Origin of the sequence: Mesorhizobium sp. M0292 (assembly GCF_040321695.1) — a bacterium.
GTDB lineage: Bacteria > Pseudomonadota > Alphaproteobacteria > Rhizobiales > Rhizobiaceae > Mesorhizobium.
Map to the genome: position 1 here is coordinate 366,432 of NZ_JAMYSB010000003.1, position 26,723 is coordinate 393,154.

20 protein-coding genes are annotated in these 26,723 nt (G+C 64.1%); 17 read left to right on the top strand and 3 right to left on the bottom strand.

Annotation, left to right across the window (positions count from 1 at the left end; genetic code table 11):
* The first annotated feature begins 38 nt into the window (after positions 1–38).
* From NKI96_RS06685 to NKI96_RS06750, 14 genes are read left to right on the top strand one after another with little or no spacing between them, the layout of a single operon-like run.
* Complete coding sequence (locus NKI96_RS06685; protein ID WP_023673716.1) at positions 39–488, top strand: Hcp family type VI secretion system effector; 450 nt, start codon at positions 39–41, stop codon at positions 486–488.
* Complete coding sequence (tssE, locus tag NKI96_RS06690) at positions 475–1,230, top strand: type VI secretion system baseplate subunit TssE (protein ID WP_023714850.1); 756 nt, start codon at positions 475–477, stop codon at positions 1,228–1,230. Before NKI96_RS06685 ends, tssE begins: the two co-directional genes overlap by 14 nt.
* A 3-nt stretch (positions 1,231–1,233) precedes the next feature.
* The gene (gene tssF / locus NKI96_RS06695; protein WP_352803403.1) at positions 1,234–3,108 is read left to right on the top strand and encodes a type VI secretion system baseplate subunit TssF; all 1,875 of its coding nucleotides are present in this window, start codon (positions 1,234–1,236) and stop codon (positions 3,106–3,108) included.
* Complete coding sequence (gene tssG, locus NKI96_RS06700; protein WP_352803405.1) at positions 3,072–4,115, top strand: type VI secretion system baseplate subunit TssG; 1,044 nt, start codon at positions 3,072–3,074, stop codon at positions 4,113–4,115. Before tssF ends, tssG begins: the two co-directional genes overlap by 37 nt.
* Positions 4,112–5,599: a type VI secretion system-associated FHA domain protein TagH gene (gene tagH, locus NKI96_RS06705; RefSeq protein ID WP_352803408.1), complete on the top strand. Its 1,488-nt coding sequence runs from the start codon at positions 4,112–4,114 to the stop codon at positions 5,597–5,599. Before tssG ends, tagH (NKI96_RS06705) begins: the two co-directional genes overlap by 4 nt.
* Positions 5,600–5,602: 3 nt before the next feature.
* The gene (gene tssJ / locus NKI96_RS06710; protein ID WP_352519182.1) at positions 5,603–6,055 is read left to right on the top strand and encodes a type VI secretion system lipoprotein TssJ; all 453 of its coding nucleotides are present in this window, start codon (positions 5,603–5,605) and stop codon (positions 6,053–6,055) included.
* Between the two features lie 58 nt (positions 6,056–6,113).
* Complete coding sequence (tssK, locus tag NKI96_RS06715) at positions 6,114–7,448, top strand: type VI secretion system baseplate subunit TssK (protein ID WP_352803414.1); 1,335 nt, start codon at positions 6,114–6,116, stop codon at positions 7,446–7,448.
* Positions 7,449–7,452: 4 nt separating this feature from the next.
* Positions 7,453–8,778, top strand: a complete 1,326-nt coding sequence (gene icmH, locus NKI96_RS06720; protein WP_352787693.1) for a type IVB secretion system protein IcmH/DotU — start codon at positions 7,453–7,455, stop codon at positions 8,776–8,778.
* A 1-nt stretch (position 8,779) separates the two neighbouring features.
* Positions 8,780–12,319 (top strand): type VI secretion system membrane subunit TssM, encoded by a 3,540-nt coding sequence (tssM, locus tag NKI96_RS06725; RefSeq protein ID WP_352803417.1) that lies wholly within the window; start codon positions 8,780–8,782, stop codon positions 12,317–12,319.
* On the top strand, positions 12,301–12,843 hold the full coding sequence (tagF, locus tag NKI96_RS06730; RefSeq protein WP_023820961.1) for a type VI secretion system-associated protein TagF: 543 nt from the start codon (positions 12,301–12,303) through the stop codon (positions 12,841–12,843). The genes tssM (NKI96_RS06725) and tagF overlap by 19 nt, the downstream gene beginning before the upstream one ends.
* Entirely contained in the window at positions 12,843–13,940 is a 1,098-nt protein-coding gene (locus NKI96_RS06735; RefSeq protein WP_023804380.1) for a DUF2169 family type VI secretion system accessory protein, read from the top strand. The genes tagF and NKI96_RS06735 overlap by 1 nt, the downstream gene beginning before the upstream one ends.
* Entirely contained in the window at positions 13,937–14,962 is a 1,026-nt protein-coding gene (locus tag NKI96_RS06740; RefSeq protein ID WP_352803420.1) for a 3-oxoacyl-ACP synthase, read from the top strand. The genes NKI96_RS06735 and NKI96_RS06740 overlap by 4 nt, the downstream gene beginning before the upstream one ends.
* Positions 14,962–15,921, top strand: a complete 960-nt coding sequence (locus NKI96_RS06745; protein WP_352803423.1) for a DUF4150 domain-containing protein — start codon at positions 14,962–14,964, stop codon at positions 15,919–15,921. The genes NKI96_RS06740 and NKI96_RS06745 overlap by 1 nt, the downstream gene beginning before the upstream one ends.
* 14 nt (positions 15,922–15,935) lie before the next feature.
* Positions 15,936–16,865, top strand: a complete 930-nt coding sequence (locus NKI96_RS06750) for a hypothetical protein (protein ID WP_352803426.1) — start codon at positions 15,936–15,938, stop codon at positions 16,863–16,865.
* A 36-nt stretch (positions 16,866–16,901) separates the two neighbouring features.
* Here NKI96_RS06750 and NKI96_RS06755 read toward each other — a convergent pair whose 3' ends face one another.
* The 3 genes from NKI96_RS06755 to NKI96_RS06765 are packed head-to-tail and all read right to left on the bottom strand — an operon-like array spanning position 16,902 to position 20,026.
* The gene (locus tag NKI96_RS06755) at positions 16,902–17,237 is read right to left on the bottom strand and encodes a hypothetical protein (protein ID WP_023804384.1); all 336 of its coding nucleotides are present in this window, start codon (positions 17,235–17,237) and stop codon (positions 16,902–16,904) included.
* Positions 17,237–17,680, bottom strand: coding sequence for a DUF6484 domain-containing protein (locus NKI96_RS06760; protein WP_023834867.1), 444 nt, complete (start codon positions 17,678–17,680; stop codon positions 17,237–17,239). Before NKI96_RS06760 ends, NKI96_RS06755 begins: the two co-directional genes overlap by 1 nt.
* A gap of 12 nt (positions 17,681–17,692) precedes the next feature.
* Positions 17,693–20,026: a type VI secretion system Vgr family protein gene (locus NKI96_RS06765; RefSeq protein WP_352803430.1), complete on the bottom strand. Its 2,334-nt coding sequence runs from the start codon at positions 20,024–20,026 to the stop codon at positions 17,693–17,695.
* 271 nt (positions 20,027–20,297) lie between these two features.
* Between NKI96_RS06765 and tagH (NKI96_RS06770) the strand changes: the two genes are divergently transcribed.
* The 3 genes from tagH (NKI96_RS06770) (at position 20,298) to tssM (NKI96_RS06780) (ending at position 26,612) form a co-directional block, all read left to right on the top strand.
* Entirely contained in the window at positions 20,298–21,317 is a 1,020-nt protein-coding gene (gene tagH / locus NKI96_RS06770) for a type VI secretion system-associated FHA domain protein TagH (protein ID WP_023687017.1), read from the top strand.
* Positions 21,318–21,567: 250 nt separating this feature from the next.
* Positions 21,568–23,094 (top strand): type VI secretion system protein TssL, long form, encoded by a 1,527-nt coding sequence (tssL, locus tag NKI96_RS06775; protein ID WP_352803433.1) that lies wholly within the window; start codon positions 21,568–21,570, stop codon positions 23,092–23,094.
* Positions 23,091–26,612: a type VI secretion system membrane subunit TssM gene (gene tssM / locus NKI96_RS06780; RefSeq protein WP_352803435.1), complete on the top strand. Its 3,522-nt coding sequence runs from the start codon at positions 23,091–23,093 to the stop codon at positions 26,610–26,612. Before tssL ends, tssM (NKI96_RS06780) begins: the two co-directional genes overlap by 4 nt.
* The last annotated feature ends 111 nt before the right edge of the window (positions 26,613–26,723 follow it).

The window sequence follows — 26,723 nt, forward strand, 5'->3', positions numbered from 1 at the left end:
CCTTTGTTTGAAAGCGGTGGAGAACGAAAATGCCCACAATGAAGATCGACGGTTTTCTGAAAGTTCCGGATATCAAGGGGCCCAGCACGCGCGACGGCCATGACGACGAGATCGAAATCCATGGCGTCGATTACAAGATGGTCGCGCCCTACGACCCCAATTCCCTCTCGCGCCGAGGCCGCGTGTCGATGGGCATGATCAAGTTCACCAAGCACTACGACAAGGCCTCACCCTATCTGGCCAAGGCCCTGTTCGAAAACAAGGCGCTGGACGAGGTCAAATTCTCCGCTCGGCGGACCATCGACGGCGAGAGCAAGGACTATCTGGTCGTTACCCTGACCGACGCCTCGATCATGGAATACGACATGTCGCAGGCCGATGATGAAGCCGACCTGATCCAGGAGGAAGTCTCCTTCGCCTACAAGAAGATCAAGTTCGTCTATGACGACAATGACGAAGCCGAAATGGATGTCTATGTCGGCAAGTGAGGGGCGAGCAAAGCGCCCTGCCGCCGACAAGGTACAGGCGGGCGGTTCACGGGCCAAGCGCGAGGCGGTACAGCCTTCGCTGTGGGACCGCCTCGTCAACGACCTGCCGGGCCTGAGCTCGGAGATAGACGGGCTCAGGCAGGCTCTGCAGGAGGAGCTTGGCGCAGAGCGCCTGGACGAGCTGCTGGCAGACGGACCGAGGCGCATCGACGCCGATGACGCATTGAACCCCGATCAGAAGCGCCGGCTGCACCGGCTGGCGTTTCAGAACCGGCACCGTGGCGAGCTTGAAAGCCGAGGCATCGTGGTGTCGCCCGATGTGCTGCGCGAGGCCGTGCGGCGCGACATCGAGGCGCTGTTCAACACCGAGCGTTTCGAATCCGCGCCGCTGCTATCCGATCTCGAGGCCGAGCAGATGACCGACCGTCCGACATCGCTGGCCGACTTTCCGGAGGTGCGCCGCAGCGTTGTCAATTATGGCGTGCCGTCCTTCTCCGGCCGGTCGTCGCGCGACTTCGATCGCGATGTTCTGGCACGCGAGATCCGCGCCGTGCTCGCCGCATTCGAGCCGCGGCTGAAGGAGAGCGCGACGAAAGTCACGGTCAACCTCGGCGACAAGACCGGTCTGAAGATCGAGATCGACGCCGTGCTGATCATGACGCCGACGCCCGAGCGCATGCGCCTGCGCACGACGATCAATCTCGACAACGGACTGGCGCGCACCGAGTTCAGGGAAGCCTGAGAGATGGACCGGGTCTTCGTAGAATATTACGAGGAGGAACTGTCCCACATACGCGGGCTGGCGGCGGAGTTCGCCGACATGCATCCGGCGGTTGCCCGCAATTTGTCGCTGGATACGGTGCCGTGTCCCGACCCCTATGTCGAGCGGCTGCTCGACGGTGTCGCCTTCCTCGCCGCGCGCACGCGCCTGAAGGTGGATGCCGAGCGCTCGCGGTTTTCGCGCAGCATCCTCGACGTGCTCTATCCCGATCTCGTCACGCCGGCGCCGGCAACCGCCATGGTGGTGCTGAAGCCCGGCCAGCAGGTGCAGACGATGCTTGCCGGCCATGTCGTCAAGCGCGGCACGCGGCTGGTCTCCAGCTTGCAAGCCGGCCTGTCGACGCGCTGCACCTTCACCACCGCGCAGGACATGACGCTGTTTCCGATCGCGATCAGTTCGGTCGGCTATTTCCAGGACCGCAGCGCGCTTGCCGCCGCCGGCATCGGCCCGATCGCCGGGAAGGCCGGCGAAGCGGCACTTCGCATCACGCTGGCGCGGACCGGCAAAGGCAAGCTCGACGAACTGGCGCTCGACCGGCTCGACTTCTATTTCGCCAACCGCACCAAGGCGCCGCTGATCTTCGACGCCATCTTCGGAGTCTGCTCTGGTGTCGGCGCTCGACCGGAAGGCAAGACCAATCCATTGTCGCCGCTACCGCCGCCGGAGATGGTCGGCATTGCCGATGCCGAGGCGCTGATGCCGCGCACGCGGCCGACCTTCGAAGGCTACCGCCTGCTGCGCGAATATTTCATGATGCCCGAGCGCTTCCATTATGCGCGCGTCACCGGCTTGCTGCCGGTCCTGCGTAAATGCCAGGCCGGGCTCGAAATCGTCTTTTTGTTCAGGCGTCCCGTGCCCGAGCTCGCCGACCTGACGCCGGCGGATTTCGATCTCTTCGCCACCCCGATCATCAATCTCTTCGAGCGCGAGTGCAACATCGTCGAGCTCGACCAGCGCAAGACGCGCCAGGTGCTGCATGCCGACCGCACGCGGGCGCGCGACTTTGAAATCTACCGCGTCATCCGCGTCGAAGACGCCGATGCCGAGGGACCCGACGCGGAGATACCGGAACTCTTCAGCCTTGGGCAAAATCGCGGCAGCGGCTGGGTCTATTCGACGGAGCGGCGGCCGCGCCGGCCGACCGAGGACGAGCGGCGCCAGGGCGTGACGCGGACCTCCTATGCCGGCGACGACGTCTTCCTGGCGATCTCGCGCCCGGTCCACAGCCAGGCCAACAGGCCGCTCAAGCGCGTCGATATCATGGCGCTTTGCACCAATCGCGACCTGGCCATCCTCGACGACACGCCGACCCTGACGCTGGAAGCCGGCGACCCTGTGGAGACGGTCCGGCTGCTCGGCGCATTGCGTTCGCCGCAGCCGGCGATCCCGGCAGCGCTGCCGACCGGCGCCGACGGCGAGTCGCGCGCCGACGACCTGGCCTGGCGACTGGTGTCACAGCTGGCGCTCAACTTCCTCAGCCTGGCCAAGGAAGGCCGCGGCGTCGATCCGCTGCACGCGCTGCTCGATCTCTATGCCGAGCGCGGCGACCCCGGGCTCGCCCGCAATGTGCGCTCGATCGTGCGCATCGACTCGCGCGCGGTGATCGAAAGGCTGGCGATCGAAGGGCCGATGTGCTTCGGCCGCGGCACGGAAGTGACGCTGCATGTCGACCAGTCGGTGCTGGCGGGACAGAGCACTCTGCTGCTGTCGGGCCTGCTGTCGCGGCTGTTTGCCCGCCATGCCGGCATTAACGGGTTCGTGCGCACGCGCACGCGGTTGCTCCAGAAACAGGAGGATGTGCCATGGCCGATGATGCCCGGCAATCGCTACCTGATCTAGAGCGAGCCGCAACCCTGTCCGAGAGTTTCGACTTTTTCGAACTGCTGCGCCGGCTCGAACGGCAAGGCGGCCTGTTCGGCCATTCCGGCCGGCCGTACCGCGAGCCGGCAAGGCTCGGCCAGAATGTGCGGCTGTCCTTCGCAGTGCAGGACGTGGTGGATTTCCGCGAGCCGACGGACAAGTCGCCGGCACGCGTCACGGTCAACAATCTCGGCCTGCTCGGACCCGAAGGGCCGATGCCACTGCATCTGACGCGCTGGGTGCTCGATCGCCTGTCGCAACGCTGGTATGCCGGCGCCGAGGCGCGGCAGACGAGCGACACGACCTTCGTCGATTTTGTCAATATCCTGCAGCACAGGATGATCGCGCTCTACTATCGGGCCTGGGCGGATGCGCATCCGGCTGTGCAGGTCGAACGCGGTGTCGGCGGCCGCGTCCGTTCCATGCTGGAAGCGATGGCCGGCATCGGGCTGCCGGGCACGCAGGATGCCGAACTCGATATAGTAAAACTTCGCCAGGCCGCCTCGCTCGCTGCCCAAGTCGACGGCCCCGAGCGACTGACGCTGTTCCTGGCCGAAGCCTTCAAAGTGCCGGTGGTGCTGAAGGAGTTCGTCGTGGCCTGGATGACCATCCCCAAGGCGCTGCAGACGCGGCTTGCCGGCAGCTATGCCACGCTCGGCCGCAGCGCCACCATCGGCCCGCGCAGCTTCAGCCGGCAGAGCCGCATCGAGCTGCGCATCGGCGCGCTCAGCTATATCGATTACAAGGCCTTCCTGCCGGGCGGTGAGCGGCTGAAGCTGTTGAAGCAGGCGGTGCGCGACCTGATCGGCGAGACCATCGATGTCGATCTCAGGATCGTGCTTGCGGCAAAGGCAGTGCCGCCGGCGAAGCTCGGCACCGTCCAGCTTGCCCGCACCACCTGGCTGGCGCGACCGGTCGAAAAGGGGGACGCCGACGACATGCGGTTGCGGACCATCGTCGGCTGGCGGGAAGAGGTGGCGGCATGAGCCTGCTTCTGACTCTCGAACAGGGACCACGCGCGCAAGTCACGCGGCAGGCGCGGCTGGACGAGGGCGAGCTGGTAATCGGCCGCAGCGCCGACGCCGACTGGCAGATCAACGATCCCGACATGTTCGTCTCGCGCGCCCACTGCAAGATCACCAGCAAGCAGGGCGGCTATTTCGTCACCGATACCTCCAGCAGTGGGTTGTTCATCGACGATGCCGCCAGCCCGCTCGGCGCGGGAAATACCGCGCGCCTGCAAAGCGGCATGCGACTGCGACTGGGCGACTATGTGGTGTGGGTCGATTTGCAGACGGCGAAGACCGAGGCGCCGGCCTCCAGGCCTTCAGCGCCTGCCAGTAAGCCGGCGGCGTCGCGGGCGCCGGTCAGCCTCGGCGGCGACGATTTCTTTTCGTCCACCACGGAAGAAGAGCCGGGACGGCCACGCCCTGCCAACCTGCCCGATCCATTCGAAAAGCCGGTGCCCGGCGCATTCGCGCGTGCGCGGTCCGATGAACGCAGCTCGCAGGCGTTCGACGATCCGTTCAGCCTCGACCCTGTGGCAACGCCGGTGGCCGAGACCGCCCCCGACAAGGGTGTTGGCAAGCCGCTGTTCGACGATCCCTTCGGCCTCGATTCCGCACCGATGTCGAGAGAGCCGAGCAGATCCAGTTCCAAGCAGCCGCCGGCCTACGATGACGGGTTTGGTTTCGGCCCTGCCGGGTCCACCAGCCTCGACGCCGGCGCGACGGATGGCGGTGCAACCGATGCGCCCTCGCCTGCCCTCTCTGCAGCGCCCTGGGATCTGCCAGTCCGCGCGGTCGAGCCATCGCCACCGCAGCCACCGCCTCCCCCGTCTCCACCGCCACCACGCGCTCCTGTCCGCCAATCCGCGGCGCGGCCGTCAGCCGGACCGTCGGACGCGGAATTGCGCGCCGCTTTCCTGCGCGGCATGGGCATGGACGAGGCCGATTTTCCCGGCGGCGATCCGGTGGCCGACATGGAAAAATTCGGCCGCGAGTACCGGCTGATGATGGATGGGCTGATGCAGCTTTTGCGCAAGCGCGCCGAAGAGAAGGGCAACGCTCGCGTCGCGCAGACCGTGGTTGGCGCGTCCGAGGTCAACCCGCTCAAATTCCTGCCCTCGGTCGACGATGCGCTGGTAACCATTCTGGCCGAGCGCAGCCCCGGTTTCCTCGGCGCCGAAGCGGCGATCCAAGACGCGGTGCGCGATCTGGCGCAGCATCACGTTCGCGCCTGGCGCGGCGTGCAGGGCGCGCTCAAGCGCATGATCGACCGCTTCGATCCGGCGGCGATCGAGCAGGAACTGAAGTCGAGTTCGGCGATCGGCAATCTGCTGACCGGCGGGCGCGGCGCAAAACTCTGGGAACTGTACCAGAAACGCCACCGTGAAATCGCTCACAGCGCCGAGACGCGCTTTCTGGGCGAAATCGGCGCTGATTTTAGGGACGCATATGAGGAGGACTGAGACATGATCGACAGACGCGAATTCATTCTGGCCATCGGGGCTACGGGACTGCTGACGGCTTGCCAGAGCGGTCCGCCTAAACCGTCCGTCATAACGGTCAATTTGGCCGGTGGGGCCGGCATGAACCCGGGACCGGGCGGCGGCGACAGGCCGGTAACGGTAATGGTCTTACGGCTGAAGAGCACCGGCGCCTTCAATTCGGCCGATTATTTTGCCCTGCAGGGCGGTGCCGGCGCGGCACTTGGCGGCGATCTCATCGGCTCCGACACGATTTCCGTCGGACCCGGCAAGACCGCATCGAAGACCATCACGGTCGAACCGGAAGTGGCCGCACTCGGCTTCGTCGCGCTGATCAGGGAACCCACCGGACGCAACTGGCGCACGACCAAGTCGGTGTCGCCGGGATCGAAGTTCACCGTCAATGTGAAGCTCGGCAGCGGCGGCATTTCCGCCTAGCGGCGGCGGGTCCGCAAAGCCGCGCCAAGGTGATGAGCAGGAAGCAGAGAGTGCCGGCATGAGCGATGCAAACAGGGTGCTGTGGTCGGAGGGGCTTTTCCTTCGCACCCAGCATTTCCAGCAACAGGACCGCTTCTTCGAAGCGACGGTGCGCGGCGCCTTGCAGGCCGGGCATCTGCATACGTTCGGCTTTCGAACGTTGACGCTCGATCAGGCACAGCTCGATGCCGGCCAGATCTCGGTGCTTTCGGCGCGCGGCATCTTTCCCGACGGGACGCCGTTTGCGATCCCTGAGACGATGGATGCGCCTCGGCCGCTGGCGGTAACACCGGAAATGGGCGCGGGACCGGTGCTGATCGCGCTGCCGCTCGAACCGCCCGGCGGCGTCGGTTTCGATCCTGCCCATGCCGAGCCCTCCGGCGCTCGCTATCGCGGGCGGATCGTCTCGGTGCGCGACGCCGTGCATGGCGGGTCCGACCCCGAGGAAATCGAGATCGCGCGGCCGCAGGCACTGTTGCTGGCGCCGGGCACGGCCGTCGGCGGTTACACAGCGCTGCCGGTGGCCGAACTCAAGGGCGTGCGCGCCGATGGCGGCGTGGCCCTGGACGACACCTTCCTGCCGCCGACCTTGGTCATCGGCGCGGCGTCCTGGTACAGCCGGCTGCTGCAGGAAGTGGTCACCGGCCTCGACCAGATCGCCGAGGCGCATGGCAAGATGGTGCTGGGCGGCCCCGGGCGCAGCGTCGAGGATCTTCTGATCCTCAATTTGGTCAACGCCGCGCGGCCGCGGCTGGCGCACATGCTGGTGCAGGATGTCTTCCATCCAGCCGAGGTCTATATGGAGCTGGCTGGCTTAGCCGGCTCGATGGCGACCTATGGCTCGAGCGCAAGGCGGCTCGGCGAACTGCCTGTCTACGACCACATGGCGCCCGGACCCGCCTATTCGGCGCTGGCCGATGCGCTGCGTTCGCTGATCCTCAGCCTGCGCTACATCGAGCCGAAATCGCGCGCCCTGCCGGTCATGCGCCATGCCACCAATGTGTGGAAGATCCGCATCGACAACCCGAAACTTCTGGTGGCGAGCCGCATCGTGGTGCGGATCGGCTCCGAACTGTCGGAGGATGCCTTGCGCAAGATTTTCGTCAACCAGGCGACCGTCGGCTCGGCCAGCGAATTCGAAGGGCTGTGGAAATCACGCCTGCCCGGCATTCCGCTGAAGCCCCTGCATTCGCAACCGCGCGAAATTCCCTATGACGGCGACCGGCTGTGCCTCGAACTCGACCAGAAAAGCGAGCACTGGGCCTCGCTGCTCGAAGCGCCCGGTTTCGTGATCGGCGTTTCGGGCGTGCTGCCCAGCGAACCGCAGGTCGACTGCTACTCGGTCAACAGGTGAGATGATGAGCAGGGACGATCCGTTCGGACTGTCCGAGGATCGGGAGCGGACGCGCATTCGGCTGAGCGGAGCGCCGACGCCGCGCGCCATGCCGCTGCCGGCGTCAGGGGTGACCGCGAAACGCACCGCGCGCGCGCATCCGAACGTGCTCGTCAACGCGTTCTCGCCGCTGCTGGAATTTGCACCCGAACTCGAAAACGCGCAGCCGCCGGAGAACCCGGAAGCCCTGCGCACCAGGCTGCTCGACGAACTTGTGCGCTGCCGCGACACCACCATGGCGCAGGGCTCCTCGCTCGAGCGCGCCGACCAGGCCGCGTGGCTGGTGGCTGCGTTGCTCGATGATCTGGCGCTGAATACGCCGTGGGGCGGAGCCAGCGCGTGGCCACGCCAGCCGCTGGTGGTGATGCTGCGCGGCGACGTCGATGCCGGCGCGCAGTTCTTCGCCCGGCTCGAAGAGCTTGAACGCCATCCCAATCGCGACCGCGAAATGCTGGAGTTGCAGTATCATTGCATGGCGCTCGGCTTCCGCGGCAAATATCGAGTGCCGGGCCGCTCCGGCGACCGTTCGCTCAATGCGGTGCGGGTGGCTGCAGCGCGTTTCCTGCGCGACAGCGACGGCGAAGGCGCACCGCTGTCGCCCAACTGGAAGGGCGTGATCGCCTCCGACGAACCGCAGCGCTTCATCGTGCCGATCTGGGTGATGGTTGCGGCGGCGGCGGTGATCGCCACCGCCATCCATATCGGCCTGTCGATGAGCCTGAGCAGCCAGGCGGTCGAGCTTTCGGCGCTGGTTCGCGCCTTGCCGCCGCCGACGCGTACGGATGTAACCCGCGCTTCGCCGAAGGTCGACGCGCCGCCGCCGGTGGCGGTGGATTTCGCGCTGCTGCCGGAATTCCAGGCGGCGGCGCCGGACGAGCTCAAGAGAGCGCTGAGCGGCACGGAGAGCGTGTCGCTGGCGCGGCTGGTCATCCAGGCCTCCAATCCCGAACTCTTCCAGTCGTCGCGAGCACAGCTGACAGACGGCTTCGATCCGCTCATCGCCTCGGTCGCCAAGGTGATCCTCGAGAACCAGGAGTTGATCGGCGATATCACCGTGGTCGGCCACACCGACGGCGTTCCCTTGCAAAAGACCAACCCACTGTCCACCAACCAGCGGCTGTCTGAAGCCCGCGCCGCGGAAATTGCCGATATCCTGGTTCAGAACGGCGTGCCTAAGGAGCGCGTGCGCTCCGAAGGCCGGGCCGCCACCGATCCGGTGGCCGACGACGGCACACGCGAAGGGCGGGCCTTGAACCGCCGCGTCGAAGTGCTGGTCGAAAAGAGGCTGTGACATGTTCATCCTGCGCTTCCTCTGGGCGGTCCTGACTTCGCGTTTCCTGTGGACGCTGATCGGCCTGGCGCTGCTGTCGCTGATCATCTGGGTATTCGGCCCGATCGTACGGGTCGGCGACTATGTGCCGATGGCGTCGGAGACGGTGCGCATCGTCATCATCGCTCTTCTGGTGATCTTCTGGCTGATCTGGCTGATCGTCGCGCAGCGCCGCGCGATCCGCGCCAACCGCATGTTCGTCGCCGAGATTTCCGCCCCGGTCGAGGAAAAGCGGCTCAGCCCGGGCGAGGAAAACGTCGCCGCGGTCGGCGCCAAGTTCCAGGACGTCATGGTCGAGTTGAAGCGCCGCAAGCTCGGCGGCCGCAAGTTCCTGCGCGAGATGCCGTGGTATGTGATCGTCGGCCCCCCGGCGACCGGCAAGACGACGGCCTTGCGCCAATCCGGCCTCAACTTTCCGATCGACCTGACCGACGATCTGCAAGGCATCGGCGGTACCCGTAACTGCGACTGGTTCTTCTCCGAAAACGCAGTGATGATCGACACCGCTGGCCGCTATGTCCAGCAGGAAAGCCAGCCCGATGTCGACGCCGTGGAATGGCTGGGCTTCCTCGATCTGTTGAAGAAGCATCGTGGCCGTCGTGCGCTCAACGGCGTCATCGTTGCGCTTGGGATCGACGCGCTGTCCGAGGGCGACGAAGCCGTCAAGGCGCATGGCCGCAAGATCCGCAGGCGCCTGGCCGAGCTCGAAGAGCGGCTGGAAATCCGCTTGCCGGTCTATCTCATGCTGACCAAGGCCGATCTGATCAGAGGCTTCGAGGCCTTCTTCGGCGGCCTGTCGACGGCGGCGCGCGAACAGGTATGGGGGACGACCTTCCCGCTCGACGCGCGCGTCGATGCCAAGGCGATCGCGAGTGAAATCACGACGCTGTCGAGGGAGCTGGAAAAGCGGCTGGTGCCACGGCTGGAGGATGAGGACAAGCTGGCCGAACGGGCCGAGATCTTCCGCTTTCCCGCACAGCTGCAAAGCCTGTCCGAGCCGATCCAGGTGCTGGTCGAGGCGATGTTCGGCGAGAGCCGCTACGAGGAGGCAGCCTGGCTGCGCGGCCTCTATCTGACCTCGGCCACCCAGGAAGGCGCGCCGATCGACCGGCTGACCGCGGCGCTCGCCTCCTCCTTCGGGCTGCCGGCACGACGCACGATGCCGGCGCAGCGCTTCGAGAAGCGCAGCTTCTTCCTCAAAAACCTTTTGACCGAGGTGATCTTCAAGGAGGCCGGGCTCGGCACCTTCGATCCGCTGGCGCAGCGCCGCCGCAGCTGGATCTGGCGCGGTGCCGCCGCTGCCTGCGCGGCTGCGGCCATACTCGCCGGCGGCCTGTTCACCTGGTCCTACTACGACAACCGCAACGCCATCGCCGCGCAAGCCGGCCAGTTCGAAGCACTGCAGGCGCCGCTGACGTCGACCGCCGCGACGCCCGCCTCGGTGCTGCAGCCGGCTATGGACGTTGCCCTGACCGCCATGGACGAAGTCGCCAATGCCAGGACTGCGCCTCCGAACAAGGCACAGGACCTGCTCGGACCATCGGCTTCGGCCGAGATGATGCGGGCGCAGACCGACACCTATGACCACGCTCTGCGCAACGTGCTGGAGCCGCGGATGGTGGCGCTGCTCGAAGCGACCATGTGGCGGCAGATCCGCGATCCGGACTTCATGCTGGGCGCACTCAAGACCTACCGCATGATGACCGGCCTGTCTCAGATGGACTCCGACTTCGTCGAGAATTGGTGGGTGAACGACCTGCCCGAATTCGCGCCGGCCGCGCCCTTCCCGACCGCCGATGCCGAAGAACACCAGTTGGCCGCGATCCGGCGCATGGCGGTCGATGATAGCTACATCACACCCGACCAGGCGCTCGTCGCCGAAGCGCTGAAAACGGTCTGCACGATCTCGCTGCCGGCGCGGGCCTACAAGCAATTGCTGGCCGATCCGGCGGTGGCCGGATTGAAGGAATGGATCCCCGCCAATTTCGCCGGGCCGAACGGCGCCAAGGTGTTTTCGCGACGCTCCGACAAGACGCTGCGCGTCGGCATATCAGGCGCCTTCACCTATGACGGCTTCCACGATGCGATCCTCGACCGGGTCGAGGATGTCGCCGCCCAGGCGGCACTCGACCGCGCCGTGTTTGCCGGCGGCTGCTCGGAAAATTCCGAGACGTCGGTGTCGGCGCTGTCGGAAGATATCCTGAAGCTCTACTATGACGACTATATCGCGCAGTGGGACAGTTTTTTGCGCGACATGCGGCTGGCGCCGCTCAGCGACCTCAACATTGCCAGCGAGAATCTGAAAGACCTTTCCAGTGCCGATTCCGCGTTGAAGCGGCTGTTGACGGCGGTGGTCGAGGAGGTCGACCTCACCCGCTCGGACGACGCGCCGGCCGGTGACGACAAGGCGGCGGCGAAGGGCGGCTCGAAACTGCTGGGCAAGCTCGGCAAACTGGGCAAGATCGTCAAGACCGGCGCCAAGCTGTTGCCGCGCGCAGGATCGGCCAGCGAAGTCGACCTGACCGGCACGTTGGTGGCCGAACACTTCAAGCCGCTCAAGAGCACGATTGCCGAGGTCGACGGCCAGCCGCCGGCGCTCGATGCCGCGGTCGTCGCGCTGACGGCGCTGTCCAACGTGCTGCAGACGGTGACCGCCAATCCCGACCCGCAGGACGCGATCAAGAAACAGGGCGGGCTTGCCGAACTGACCGGCGCCGTCGCCCGCCAGGCGCAAATCCTGCCCGACCCGGTCAACACCTGGCTGAGCGGCATTGCCGGCGACACCAGCGGGTTGACGCAGAAGGCCGTGGCCTCCGAGCTCAACGCCATCTGGCGCGCCGACATCCTGCCCTTCTGCCAGGCCGCGCTCAACGACCGCTATCCGTTCAGCCCCGACAGTGCCGTCGACGTCAACGTGCGCGACTTCGCCCGCCTGTTCGGACCGGCAGGGATGATCGACGGCTTCATCAACGACCATCTCATCGGCTATGTCGACACCTCGGCGCAGCCTTGGAAATGGCGTGCCGATTTCGGCCTCGACCCATCGGCGCTCGCCGCCTTCGAGCAGGCGCGGCGCATCCGCGACGATCTCTTTCCCGGCGGCCAGGGCCCGGTGATGGCCTTCACGCTCGAGCCGACCGACCTGTCGCCCAACGTGACCCGCGTCACGCTCAACCTCGATGGCCAGAACCTGGTCTATTTCAACAATGCGACGCGACCGCAACCGATGACCTGGCCCGGCAAGGACGGCACCGGCGTCATCTCGCTCGCCTTCCAGCCGATCGACGGCTCGCCCGAAATCATGCTCAACGAGACGGGAAGCTGGGCGTGGCTGAGGATGCTGCGCGGCGGCCGCTTCACCGGCACGTCGCTGTCCGACGTCTACAGCCTGCGGCTGGGCACGAAAGGCATGTACGCCGATTTCAAGCTCAAGGCGGCGAGCGTCGAAAATCCCTACAACCTCCAGATGTTCAAGAAATTCTCATGTCCGCCGCAGATCTGATCCTGCCTGGCTTCTACGGCAAAATGCCCGCCACCGGCGACTTCGTCAGCCGGCGGCTGACGGGCGAGTTCGTGCGCCTGTGGGACCGCTGGCTGGCGCAGCACCTGGTGCCATTGTTTGGCCAGCACATCTGGCCCCCCGCCACCGCGCTGCGCTTTCTGGCCGGCGCGAATTCCTTCGGCGCGTCGGCGGGCATCATCCTGCAGAGCGCCGACAAGGTTGGCCGGAAATTCCCCTTGAGCATTGTCGCCGTGCTAACCGAAACGCCTGTCTCGCTGACGCATGCCGAGGCATGGTTTGCCGGAATCGAGGAGGCCGCCAGCGCCGCCCAGCAGGGCGAGTTGACGCCCGACGAACTGGACGCAGCTTTGGCGGCACTGCCTTTGCCGCCGGCTGAGCCGGGCGAGGAACTGATCGCCGACATGGTGATGTGGACGGCGCACTCCGACATTTTCGACATCGACCCGCACTCGCCGCAAGCGACGCTGGAGACAATCCTCGCCGGCAGTTGGGAGACGAGTTGATGCAGATCTGGAACCAGATGGGGTATCCGCATCAATTCACCGTGGGCACGGACAAGGCCGCCCATGAGTGGATTGTCGTGGTGGTGAAAGGCACGTTCGACTTTCCCGCAACGCCAGGCGGACCGGTGCAGAAATCGGCGGAGCAGGTACCGCTGGTCATGGCCGACACGCAGACCGGTGAACCCGGCTATTCCGCAACATTATGGGAAACCGATTTCGCTTTCCGCAAGCCACGCTGCGACATCATCGCCAATGGCTGTGCTTACGCCCCAAACGGGAGACCAGCCGAGCGCGTGCCGGTCGGCATCAAAGTTGGAAATTGGTCGAAACTCTTCGAGGTGGTGGGCACGCGTGAGTGGCGTGCCATCGGGCCAATGTTTGCCGCTACAGCGCCGCAGCCGTTCCTACGCCTGCCGATTTCCTACGACGTTGCGTGGGGCGGAACTGACCGGCTCGACCCCGAGGACAAGGCGCCGGCAAGTTACAGATACAACCCTGTCGGAACCGGCTGGTCGCGTGCCAGGAACCAGCGGCTGATCCCGGGCCTGCGCCTTCCCAACACCCAAGCCGTCGGCGAGGACATCCGCTCGCCGTTCAGCGACTACAGGCCCATGAGTTTTGGTCCAATGGGCCGTGGCTGGCCTGGCCGGATCGAGTATGGCGGCACCTATGACGACAACTGGGTAGCCAACATCTTTCCATTCCTGCCTCCGGATTTCGATGAGCGCTATTTCCAGATGGCGCCGTCCGACCAGCAGATCGACCAGCCGAAAGGTGGCGAAGAAGTACATCTGGTCAACCTGACCCCTGAGGGCCGGGTAAGCTTTCGCCTGCCACAGACGGCATTGCCGATGACGCTGTTCAGAGAGCGAGAACTCTCATTTCAAGGAGAAATCCTTCCCGACACCATTTTGTTTGATCCCGAGAACCGCTGCTTCTCGCTGGTCTGGCGCGTGTCTCAGCGCATTCATCGCACGATCCTGGACTTCACCGAATGCTGGATCGGCCCGCCGACGGAGTCGATGTTGCGAGCGCGAGCCACTGGCCGGGACTATATACGCGCCGTTGGGGCCGCGCCCGAGGATGAAGCCGCATGAGCGCAGCGATTAATGTCGTTTCGATCGGCATGGTGACCGCCGTCGGCCTCGACGCGCCCTCGTCATGCGCAGCAATGCGAGCCGGGGTAGACGGATTTCAGGAGACAGGTTTCCTCGCCGCGGGCGGAGAGCGCCTTATAGGCGCGCCCGTTCCCTTGCCCGGTGACTGGGTCGGCGAGAAGCGTATGGCCTACCTTGCCGCGATGGCGATCACCGAAGCTTTTGCCGGCGCGCCGGAGGCGCGAGGTGACGCCGCCCTCATTCTATGCCTTGCCGAAAACGACCGCCCCGGGCGGCCGGCCTCGGACGGACAGCGCATGCTCGCGCGCATAGCCGCGATCACCAAGCTGACCAGTCCCAACAAGGCACGGATCGTGGCGCAGGGTCGGCCCTCCGGGCTGGTCGCATTGGAACAGGCCCGCAGAATCTTCTCGGCCGGCGAAGCCCCTTTCGTGATGATCGTCGGCGTCGACAGCTACCTGACGGCGGGCACCGTCACGCACTACTTTACCGAAAACCGGCTGCTGGTTCCAGACAACCCGGACGGATTCATCCCCGGCGAGGCGGCCGCCGCGATCCTTTGCTCCCCCCGGGCGACCGCCGGCAGCCTTCACCTGCATGGCCTCGGCTTCAGCCGAGAGCCCGCCTTCATCTACAATCCGGATGATCTGGCGTCGCGCGGTGACGGCATGACCGCCGCCTACCGGACCGCACTTGAGGAGACCGGTATCGCCATGCATCGTGTCGGCTATCGCATCTCCGACCTGATCGGCGAAAAATACTGGTTCAGGCAGAGCGCTCTGGCCACCCTGCGGCTCACCCGTGGCCGCCGCGAGTTCATGGATATCTGGTCGCCCGGTGAAACCCTAGGTAATGTCGGGGCCGCCGTGGTCCCACTCATGCTGGGTTGGGCATTCACCGCTGCCGTCAAGGGCTACGCCATGGGTGAATCCGTGCTCGTTGAAGCCTCCAACGACGCTGGCGCCTGCGGGGCCGCCGTCTTTGCAGGACGGGCCGTCTGATGGGAAACGTCTTCGCCAACGGGCTGGAAATTTCCGGCCAAGGGAGCGACGGTAAGACAATTGCGGCGTTTCCGGACGTCTGCTTCACCCCTCCGGAAAATCCCGCGACTCCTCCCGGCGTACCTATCCCGTACCCCCTGTTCGGGGTGTCCAGCGATACCGAGCAGGGTACTGGAACGGTCAAGATCTCCGGCAAGACCGTCAACATCAAGAACAAGTCCAATCTTTCAAAGACCTCTGGCGACGAGGCCGGGTGTGCGGCCAAGAAGGGCATCATCACCTCGACCAATACCGGCAAGGAATACTTCAATTCCTGGTCCAACGACGTGAAATTCGACGGAGAGCCGGTGATCCGGTTCACCGATCTGTCGACCAACAACCACGCCTCTACAGCCGCAACCGCAGCCGTTCCTTGGGCCCATATCCTGACAGTCAATATGGGCAATGTGACTTGCGGAACCCTTCTGCAAAAGCACAACATGAGACTTCACGCTCACGAGGATAAGAAATGTCCAGCCGGATATGAATCCGAGCACTTTGTTAGCAACGAATACTTTCAAGGCGACCGCGAGCACAATATCTCATATCCAAAATGGAGAAACTATGATCAAAATACTGCCCCTTGCGTCTGTATTCGATCGTACAAACACAAAAAGGGCGGAGGATATCAGTCAGGAAAGGGGAGCAAGAAGGGATCCCCACACAATCTAAAGACCAACATGATGAGCGACTACAACACTAGGCGGCTCAATCAGGGGCAGCCGCCGAGGTTGAGAGGTGGTGTCGACAAGGCTGTCGAATCCGTTACGGTCAACCACAAAGAGTCTAAGAACGCCAGCCCAAAGACTAGAGAAAACATCCAGAAATGCCTCAAGATGATCTTTATGGCTTATATCCAGAGTGTTGTCGTTCCCGCAAAAACACAAGAAGAACTTGGTAAAATGTACACGATGCGCTAGGAGCGCTTTTTGCAATGGCCTTGAAAACTCCCCTCGCCAATCTCGAACCAGATCAGATCGACGTAGAGGTAATGAGCGCGTTTCATCTTGAGGGGAGATATTTCAGTGTATCGGTTCAGCTAAGTGATGAAAACGACGAAATCGGGCATTCATACCTGCTGAAAGTTCTGTTCGACGGAAAGACACTTCGCTACGAGACACTGCTTGAAGTTCCAAACCTTATCCTCGCGCATGTCAGCCCTACTCCAATCGACCATGTAGCATTGGAAATCGGCGGCACGACCCATTTCCTCCACGGCACTGCGCATGCGACCAGTGGGACCCCCGACCAGTTCTTCAACAAGCTCTACCATCAGGAGGGCGGCGCAGTTTATTTGTATGGCGAACATGGAACCGTGTGCGTGGCCGAAGGCCATGCGTGGCGAACAATCAAGCCGATCGCCAAATCGTTCCTGCGGGCCATGCATGGCCCGCGAAACGGTCCGGTTCATGTGGCGGGAGACGACGGCACATTGCTTCGCCTTGCCGGCAATGGTTGGAAGAGAATTCCTCTGAATTTCAACCGCTCTATTAATGCGCTTCAAGTCGCCGAGGATGGGGTTGTAAACATAGGTTGCGAGGACGGTTATTGTTTCCAGTACTTCGAAGACGACCTCGCGGCCATCGAAGCGCCTGAACGGGACTTCTTCTCGATTTGCGAGTTCAAGGGCAAGCGCTACTGGGGCGACGATGAGTACGGCCTCTATGTCCAGAAGCGGTTGAAGCTCGCTCCGCTCAAAGAGTTGGGCTACGGCTATGCGATGCAGGCATCAAGCGAATTCCTGGTTGTGGTTGGTTGGAAGGAAGTCTTCTTGTTCGACGGGTCGACGTGGGTCGGGTTCGAGTTCGGATACAACAAGGGCCTTCATGCCGGAATAATCGATATGTCTCGCAGGTTTTTGTGAAACCTGCCGGGAGAGAAAAGCCTCAAAGGCCTGCAACTACCGCCGTCCAGCCGCCAAGTAGCCGCGCACCTTTTCAAGGTCGAGTGCTGCAATCCGCGGCGGATCGGGAACAGAGAGCATACGCAGGACAAAGAGTTCGCCAGCTTCCGGAAAGGCCTCGTAAGCTTTTGTGGCGATCGCCAGCCCCTCGGGCCCGGCCACCCTCAAGCCGTCCAAATGTGCCTCGATCCTTGCAACGAGGCGCGCGAGACGCACCTCGTCCATGTCAGGGTTCTCATCTGGATGAAGCAGGTGATAGTCATACACCGTCCACAGGAATGCCGCCATCTCGGCGTGCTGACGGACGATTTCCGGGAGGACAGGCACCGGCATCAATTGAGATTCACGGATCCGCCGCGGATACGGTTTACGGCGCTGGCATGACTGGTCAGATAGGTGCCACGTATCGTGATATGGCCGTCCTTTTCCATGATGATCGTCGCCTTGCCACAGCGCAGTTCAATCCGCTCGTCGCCGACGATTTTCACACTCTCGCCATCGCGAATGACCTGTGCCGGCGCAACCTTGCGCGCTGGCTCGACGATCCGGCCGACGATAAGCGGCCGTCCCGGATCGCCCTCCTGAAACAGCAATGCCACCTCAACTCCGATCATCGATGAGTTGAGTTCCGTCAAACTACGGGCCGGAATCGCAGTTTGCTTCGGGTTGCCGGGGAAAACCACCAACGGTGCTTCCTCGCCGAAGCCCAGGAAAACACCGATCACCACCCCTTCGATCTTCTCAATGGTTTTGGTCTTCCCAATGGTCCTAGTCATAGCGAGCGAGTCCTAGTTCTGGTTGATCTTGCTGCCCTTCATGGTGATGTCTTTCGAAGCTTTGACGCCAATCTCACCCGAAGCTACGACGGTTATGTCTTTTCCTTCGATCGTGATCGTCCCGTCCTTCTTCAAAGCAATTCCCGCGGAACCGCACTTGATCATTATGGAGTCGCCCGCCTCGATCAGCAGGCTCTTGCCGATCTTCATTGCGCCGTCTTCACCGATTTCGACAGCGCTGCCCTTAGCGATCTTGAGAGCCCGGTCGCCGCCGACTTCGGTGGAATCGCCTTCAGCAATCTTGGTGCTGCGGTCCTTGCCTACGTCCGTAGCCTGTGCACCGCCGATCTTGAAACTCTGATCGGCACCGATCTGGACGCTCTGGCCGGCCGAAACCTGCCAACTGTCGTCCGCACCGATGGTGTGGCTCTGAGCCGCGCCCACAGTGACCGACCGCGTCGCACCGATCGTGTTCGCCTGCGGACCGCCCACGGTTCGGGTCTCGGAGGCCCCAACGGTATCGACCCGCGCCGCGCCGACCGTGATCGTCTGGACGATCGCGACGGTCTGGGTGTGGTTGGCGCCGATCGTCTCGGTCGAGTTCGAGCCGATGTTGATCGTCTCATCGACCCCCACCGTCAGTGAGCGGTTCTTGCCCACCGTCTCGGTGTCGTTCGACCCGATATTGGTGGTCTGGTCGACACCGACCTTGACCGTCTTGTTGTTGCCGACGTCCTCGTCGAGGTTGTGGCCGACGGAGTGCTTGGCGTCGTGGTCGATGCGGTCGGACTGGTCGTGCTGCACCGTCTTGTTGCGGTCGTGCTTGATCAGAAGGTGGTGGTCCTTCTGCGCCTGGAAGTTGACCAGTTCGGAGCCGGCCTTGTCCTCGAACATCAGCTCGTTGTAGCCGCCACCGCCCTTCGACGAGTTGGACTTCCAGCCCGATTGCGTGGCGTTGCCCGGCAGCCCGTAGGGCGGCATCTGCGAGGCGTTGTAGACCCTGCCGGTGATGATCGGCAGGTCGGGATTGCCTTCGATGAAATCGACGATGACTTCCTGCCCGATGCGCGGGATCTGGATGAAGCCCCAGCCGCTGCCTGCCCAGGTCTGCGACACCCGCACGAAGCAGGAGCTCTTCTGGTCCTTCTTGCCGAGGCGGTCCCAGTGGAACTGCACCTTCACCCTGGCATATTTGTCGGTGAAGATCTCCTCGCCGGACGGACCGACCACGGTCGCCGTCTGCGGGCCGCGCATGATCGGCCTTGGCGTGATGCGCGGCGGCCGATAAGCAACTGAGGTCGGCGCCACACCGAGCACCACCTTGAAATTCTCGCCATCGGTGTCGACGCCGGCGCGATAGCCCGGATCGAACAGCCGGTACTCGGCGCTGATCACCAGATACTCCTTGTTCTGGTCGTCGCGCGAAAAGCCGTCGAGCTTGAAGGTGCAGCCGGAAAACAGGCCGCGCACCGTGCCGACGGCGGCAATGCGCAGGTGTGGCGCCTGGATTTCTTCGCGCCTGATCGCCGCCAGGCTGTCGCCGCGCCCGACTTCCAGATGCGCGCCGGGGTGGCGATAGTTCTCGCCCGCGGCCTGCTTGTGGCCGAAGGGCTGCGCCGACTTCGCCATCAAATCGGCGGCGGGTTTTTCGAAGTCATAGTCGGTGTGGGCATAGGCGCCGGGGCGCACCGCGCTGCCTGGAATCCAGTCGGTGATGTACTCGACGTCGCGGCGCGAGCCCTGCCCTTCGAACTGATAGAGCACCGTCTCATAGCCCGGCGCTGGCTTCAGCTTGCTCATGGCGTCGGCCAGGATCAGTGTGTGCTCACCCTCGGCATGCTCGAAGAAGTACATTATGCCTTCATGCTCGAGCAGCCGCTGCACGAAATCGAGGTCGCTCTCGTCGTACTGCACGCAATATTCGCGCGGCGGATAGGAGCCCTGCAAGCGCTTCTCGAACTTGGCGATGCCGCCATATTTGGAGAAAATCTCCTCCACGATCTCGACGGCAGTCTTGTCCTGGAAGATGCGGCAGTCGGTGGTATTGCCGAGGAACCACAGCCACGGCCTGACGACCGCCTCATAGTGAGCCAGCCGATCTTCGATGCGGGTAAGGCGAAACTCGGCGATGAGGCCGCTGAACCAGCGCTTGGGGTCGGCCTCCCCTTCGATCGAAACGGTGCCGCCCAGCATCTTCAGCGGGTCGACATCGGCATTGGTCGAGACAAATCCAACGGTGTAGGCAAGGCAGCGGCTGATCTCGTCGCGGCCGACGAGATGCGTAAAGGTCAACAGCTCGGCGCCGACCGGCGTCTGCACAAGCGCGGCGCGTTGTTCACTCGGCATGGGTCGTGCCCCTCCTGAGCGCTAGTGTGGCAGGTTCGAAGCCCTTCTTGTGTTAACGACCTCACGTTCAGGGATATTTCGCAACTTGCCACCCAAGCCATGTTGAGCCTACCACATGTTCTATGGCAGACCAAAGAGGACAAGCGGCAGGCCGTTGCTGTTTGCGCCGCTTTCGCCAGTGTGAAACGCCGCTCTCCCGCTGTGCCCGCAAGCTGCTAGACTGTGGCACATCGGATCAATGGAAACGGCAGCGGTCGACGGTCCATAGCGCATGTTCATCAGTCTGCAGATCAGCAATGTCGATGTCCTGCCTGCCGGGCTGCCGCCCGGATACGCATCGCGCGACCGCGGCTTCGAGATTGGGCGGGAGAACTGTGCCTGGACCTTGCCCGATCCGGACAAGTTCATCTCCGGCCGGCATTGCGAAATCCGCTACGAAGGCGGCGCTTTTTTTCTCCACGACGTCTCGCGCAACGGCACATTCGTCAACGGGTCGAGCCAGCGCCTGACCGACCCGCACCGGTTGGCGCAAGGTGACCGGCTCCGGATCGGCCGCTATATCGTCTCGGTATCGATCGATGACGGGAACCCAGCCTTCGGTGGCCATGGTTCGACGCAACGGCAGATGCCCGTTGGATCCTTTCCAGACCATGCCGCATCGCCACGGTCACCGACCGCGCCGCCCGCTTCGCTCTCCAGCCGGCCGCAGCAAGCCGACGAGATCCTGCGCGCGATTGCCGCCGGCGCCGGCATTCCGCCAGAGGTGCTTTTGCTGCGCCAGCCGCAGGAGGTGGCCGGCGAGATCGGCGCGGTGCTGCGCATCGTCGTCGACGAACTGGTGCTGCTGTTGAAGGCGCGCGCCGCCGCGAAAGTCCTGGCCAAGACCAGCGACCGCACCATGATCAATTCCGCCGACAACAATCCGCTGAAGTTCGTGCCCGGGACAGACGAAATCCTCGACATCATGTTCGCGCGGCGCAGGGCCGGCTATCTCGATGCCCGGCATAGCATCGAAGACGCTTTCCACGACCTCAAAACGCATGAATTCGCCACCTTCGCCGCCATGCAGGCAGCGCTGTCGCGGTTGCTTGACGATCTGTCGCCCGAGGCGATTGCGAAAAAACTGCCGCCATCCTCCTTTGCCTCGAAGAAGACGCGCGCCTGGGACGCACTGGTCGCGACCTGGCGGGCCAAGGAGGAAGCGCACGAGAACGGCATGCTGGACATATTCCTCACCTATTTCAGCGAAGCCTATGCCAAGGCCGCCAAGCAGAAGACTGGCAAGGGCTAAGCCCGCGCACCGCTGAAGACACCGTGAAGGCGACCCGAGCACGGGCCGGCCACCAAAATTGCGCCGGGTTTCCATCGCAACCTTCTGAGACTACGATCACATACGACGATTGAGCACGCGGGTACGGTTGGTCGACCTCGGGGGTCTGCGGCACATGTCATGTCACGGCGAGATAGCGTCCTGCGGTCCGCGTTCGCGCGGACATGGCGCTGTGCGTCGCGGCGCGCGGGCGTAGAGGCAGGGATCGGCGATGAGCTCGAAGGATGATCCTTTCGATCCGACCGGCAAAACCGTCATCCGCCCCAGCCGCCCCAATCCCGGCCGCAAGCAAAAGACGGTTCTCGCCCGCGATGCGCCGGCCCCCGGCAGTACGGTGATCGCCCCTGCCAGCGTCCCGGAACCCACGGTTTTCGACCCCAACGCCGGCCGCCAGCCGCCACCCGACGTCACGGGGACGGTGATCTATCAGGGAACGCCCTTCGCCAACGCGCCGGCCGATCCGCCCGTTCACGGCTCAGCCGGGACGGCGGGGAAAACGCCATGGGATGCGCTGCTCGGCGCCAGCGATGCCGTCGATTATGGCGCGGCCAACCCGATCGTCGCTGCCGCGGCGCCCTTGCTGATACTGCTTGGGCATCTGCGGCTGATGGCTGTCGAAAGACCGGCCGAGCCGCTGGCGCAGCATGTCGCCGGCCTGATCGAGGATTTCGACCGCAAGATCGCCAGGACCGATACCTCGGAAGAGGATGCGCGCATCGCCAGCTATGTGCTTTGCGAAACCGCCGACGATATCGTCGCCAATCTGCCCGGTTCCAGCCGGGATGCGTGGGCGCAGCACGCCATGCTGCAGCGCTTCTTCCAGGTCAAACCCACCGGCGCCGGTTTTTTCCAGGCGCTGAACACGGTGCTGGCGACGCCGGAACCTCATCGCAATCTCATCGAGCTGATGCATGTCTGCCTGTCGCTTGGCTTCGAAGGCCAGTATCGCGGCCAGCCGCGCGAGAGCCTCGAACGGGTCCGCCGCGACGTCTACGAGACATCAGCCTATTTCCGCGTCCTCGGTGACGACGACATCTCGCCGCGCTGGCAAGGCTTGTCGGTCACATCGGCGCAAGGCTCCAGGCGGGTTCCGCTCTGGGCCATAGCCGCTGCAACCGCGGCAGTTTTGACCGCAGCCTTTTTCACGCTGCGCGTGCTCATCACCCATGATGGCGAGGCTGTTGCCGGCGAGTTGCTGGCGCTCAATCCGGCGACGCCGGTCACCATCGAGCGCACCGGTTTCGTGCCGCTGACCGAGGAGGTGAAAGTCGTCGCAGCGCCAACGACGATTGCGCAGGTCGATCGCATCCGCACTGCCTTGGCCAAGGAGATCGAAGGCGGCGGCGTCAGCGTCGGCACTAAGGGTGATTTCATCATCGTGGAAATCAGCAACGCCCTGCTGTTCCAGTCGGGACGAGCCGAGGTCAAGCCGGAGTTCGAGCCGGTGGCCGCCAGCATCGCGGCGGCTCTCGACGCGGAGCGCGGGCCGATCCGGATCGTCGGCCACACCGACAACGTCAAACCGAAGAAGACCAGCGCCTTCAAATCGAATTTCGACCTCTCCGTCGCACGTGCCCAGTCGGTGGAAAAGATGATCGCAGCGCATTTCAGCGATCCGTCGCGGACAAAGGTCGAGGGCAAGGGCGAGGACGAGCCCATCGCCGACAATGCAACGCCGGAGGGCCGCGCCAAAAACCGCCGTGTCGATGTAATGATCCCGCGGGAGGAGATGCTGTGACCGGCTGGCTGCTGCGCATCTTCAGCGCGCTCGCGCTCGCCGGCTTTGCCGCCGCGGTCTGGTACGCCGGCCCGTTAATCCGCTTTGCCGGCGCCCGGCCGTTGGATCCCATCTGGCTGCGGGCAGCGATCATCGGCATCGTCGTCGGAACGGTGGCGATCATCTATGCAATCCGGTTCTGGCGCAGGCGCAAGGCGCAGAAGGCGCTGGAGGCTGCCATGGCCAGCGCCGAGGATGACGGCAGCGATGCAAAGGTGCTGGAAGCTCGCATGAATGAAGCGGTCGCGACGCTCAGGCAATCGAGCGGCAAGCGCAACTTCCTCTACGACGTGCCCTGGTACATCGTCATCGGCCCGCCGGGCGCCGGCAAGACCACCGCGCTGGTCAATTCCGGCCTGAACTTTCCGCTTGCCGGGTCGGGCCAGGCGCAGCCGGTGGCGGGTGTTGGCGGTACGCGCAATTGCGACTGGTGGTTCACCGACGAGGCGGTGCTGATCGACACGGCCGGGCGCTACACGACGCAGGATTCCCATGCACGGACCGACAGCAAAAGCTGGCTGGCGTTCCTGTCGCTGCTCAAGCGGCACCGGACGCGTCAGCCGATCAATGGCGTCATCCTGGCGATCAGCCTTGCCGATCTGATGGCGGACGGCGAGCAGGCGGCCCGTGTCGCCGAGATCCGCAGCCGCCTGCAGGAAATCCACGAGGTCCTGAAGGTCCGCTTTCCCGTCTATGTGCTGTTCACCAAGGCCGACCTGGTCTCCGGATTCATGGAATATTTCGGCGGTTTCGACGAAGCACGCCGGCGCAAGGTGTGGGGCGCGACCTTCCAGACCGCCGAGCGCGGCCTGAACATGGTCGCGGAAGCGCCAGCCGAATTCGACGCGCTGGTGAAGCGCCTGACCGAAGAGATGAGCGAGCGGCTGCAGGCGGAGACCGATCCGGTCGCGCGCATCGCCATTTTCGGCTTCGCCGCGCAGCTCGGCGCGCTGAAAGGCCGGATCGTGCATTTCCTCGAGGGCGTTTTCGAGCCGACGCGCAAGCAGCTGAACGCCCCCCTGCGCGGCCTGTATTTTTCTTCCGGCACGCAGGAAGGCACGCCGATCGACCAGTTGCTGGGCAGCATAGGCCGCAGTTTCGGCAGGAGTGCCCAGGCGCATCTTTCCGGCACCGGCAAAAGCTTCTTCCTGCACGATCTGTTGAGCCGCGTCATTTTCGCCGAGTCCGGCTGGGTGTCCTATGACAGGGCGGCCGACAGGCGCGTTGCGATCGCCCGCTACGCCGGCCTGACAGCGATCGCGGCCATAGCGATCGCCGCGCTTGGCGTTCTCGGCCTGAGCTTTACGACCAACAAATCGCTGGTCGCCGCGACCGGCCAGGCGGCAGGCCAATACCGCGCGACAGCCGCGCCGCTGCTGGCCAGCACGACGGTGTCGGATGCCGACCTCGAAACCGTCATCGGCGCGCTCGATGCGCTGCGCGGCCTGCCGGCCGGCTACGATACGAGAGACCAGCCCACCCCGGCCACGGCGACGTTCGGCCTCAGCCAGCGTGAGCGTATCCTTTCGGCCTCCGAGACCGCCTACCGGCAGGGGCTGGAGCGGATGTTCCGCTCGCGCCTGCTGTTCCAGCTCGAACGCACGATCGAGGCCAGGATGGCCGATCCGATGGCGCTGTACGAGCCGCTGAAGATTTACCTGATGCTGGGCGGCAAGGCGCCGAAAGTGGATGACGAGCTGGTCGTCACCTGGCTGAAACGGGACTGGGAACAGAACCGCTATCCCGGCGCCCACAATCGCGACGGCCGGGCGCAATTGGAGAAGCATTTGCGCGCCATGCTGGCGCTCGACAACGACCAGGATCCCTCGTTCGAACTCAACCGCACGCTGGTCGAATCCGCCCAGCGCTCGCTCGGCCGCATGAGCCTTGCCGATCGCGCCACCGCTCTCATCCAGTCGGCCACCTATGCGGCGGCGCTGGACGATTTTTCGGTGGCCTCGCAAGCCGGCCCGGAAGCGCCGATGCTGTTCGAGCGCAATGACGGAAACGATCTCGCCGGCCTTCGCGTCCCCGGTCTCTACACCCATGCCGGCTTCGACTTCTATCTGGCGCAACTTGCCAGGAGCGCGCAGGCGCTGGTCGACGATCAATGGGTGATCGGCTCGAGCGGCGAGCAAGGCGGTTTCGACCAGGAATTGCTCAAGCTCGGCCCGGAGCTGCTCGATCGCTATGGCAAGGGCTTTGCGGCGGCGTGGAACGAGGTGCTCGACAGGTTGAAGTTCAAGGCAATGGCCGCCGACAAACCGCAATATCTGGCGCTGTCCGCAGCGGGATCACCGAGTTCGCCGCTGATGCAGCTGTTCGAGGCGATCGCGCGCGAAACAGCTTTGACGCAAGAGCGCAATCCGGCTGCGCCGTCTCAAGACAGCGACCAGGAAACCGCCGCGCGCGCCAAGGGCCTCGCCCGCATCGGCATCGAGATTGCGGCGCGCAAATCGCAGAGCAGGGCCGGGACCGCCTTTGTCAGCACCCAGAACAAGGATCCCGGCGCCAACATCGAAGCCCAGTTCCGGTCTTTCCAGGCTTTGGTGGCCGGGGCGCCGGGGCAGCGGCCGCTCGACGCCCTGACCCAGAATTTCCGCGAAATCTATCAGAGCGTGCGGCTGGCCGCCGATGTCCCCGCCCAGACGGACCAGGCCAACGCCAATCTGCAGCTGCAGATATCGACTCTACGCGCCAACGCCTCGCGGCTGCCGAAGGCGCTGGCCAGGATGGTGAGCGCGGCGGCGGACGATTTCGAGGGCACCGTCGCCGAAACATCGACCACGCGTCTCAACGAGATGCTGGAGGAGACCGTCGGCCGTCCGTGCGAAGAGATGATTGCCGGGCGCTTTCCATTCGCCCCCGCCGGTACCGACGATGTCGCCATGGCGGATTTTGCCAGATTGTTTTCTCCAGGCGGGGTTCTCGACCGGTTCTTCGCGCAGAACCTGGCGTCGCTGGTCGACATGAGCGGCCAGGACTGGGACTGGAAGCAGGACACCAGGTTCGGCCGCAATCTGGCGAAATCGACGCTGAAGAACTTTCAGCTCGCGGCACAAATCCGCGCGGCTTTCTTTCCGCTCGGCGGGCCGGTGCCGTCGATCAACATCACCTTCACGCCGCTGTCGCTGCATGGCGATGCCGACATGGCGCTGCTCAATATCGACGGCCAGGTGCTGCAGGCCACCCAGGCCGGCAACACGCCGGGCCTGATTCCGTGGCCGGGCAAGACCGGTTCGGCCAGTCTCAGCCTGACGCCGGAGCTGCCCGGCCGCGAGTCCGCAATCAAGTTCGACGGTCCCTGGGCGTTGAAACGATTGCTGGACAAGGGGCAGGTCACCGCCAATGGCGACAGTCTCGAAGCGCATTTCCTCATCGGCGGGCGCGATGTCGCCTACACGATCAAGACCGGGGAGGACGGTAATCCGTTCACGCTGCCGGCGCTCTCCGCGTTCAGCTGTCCGAAGGCTTTCTGATGGGGAATTGCATGGCAGGACCAGCGATTGCAGGACGCAGAGACAGCGGCGGCACCACACGGTCCGTCATCAGCGGCTTAGATTTCGATACTCTAATGAATGGGGCTGTGG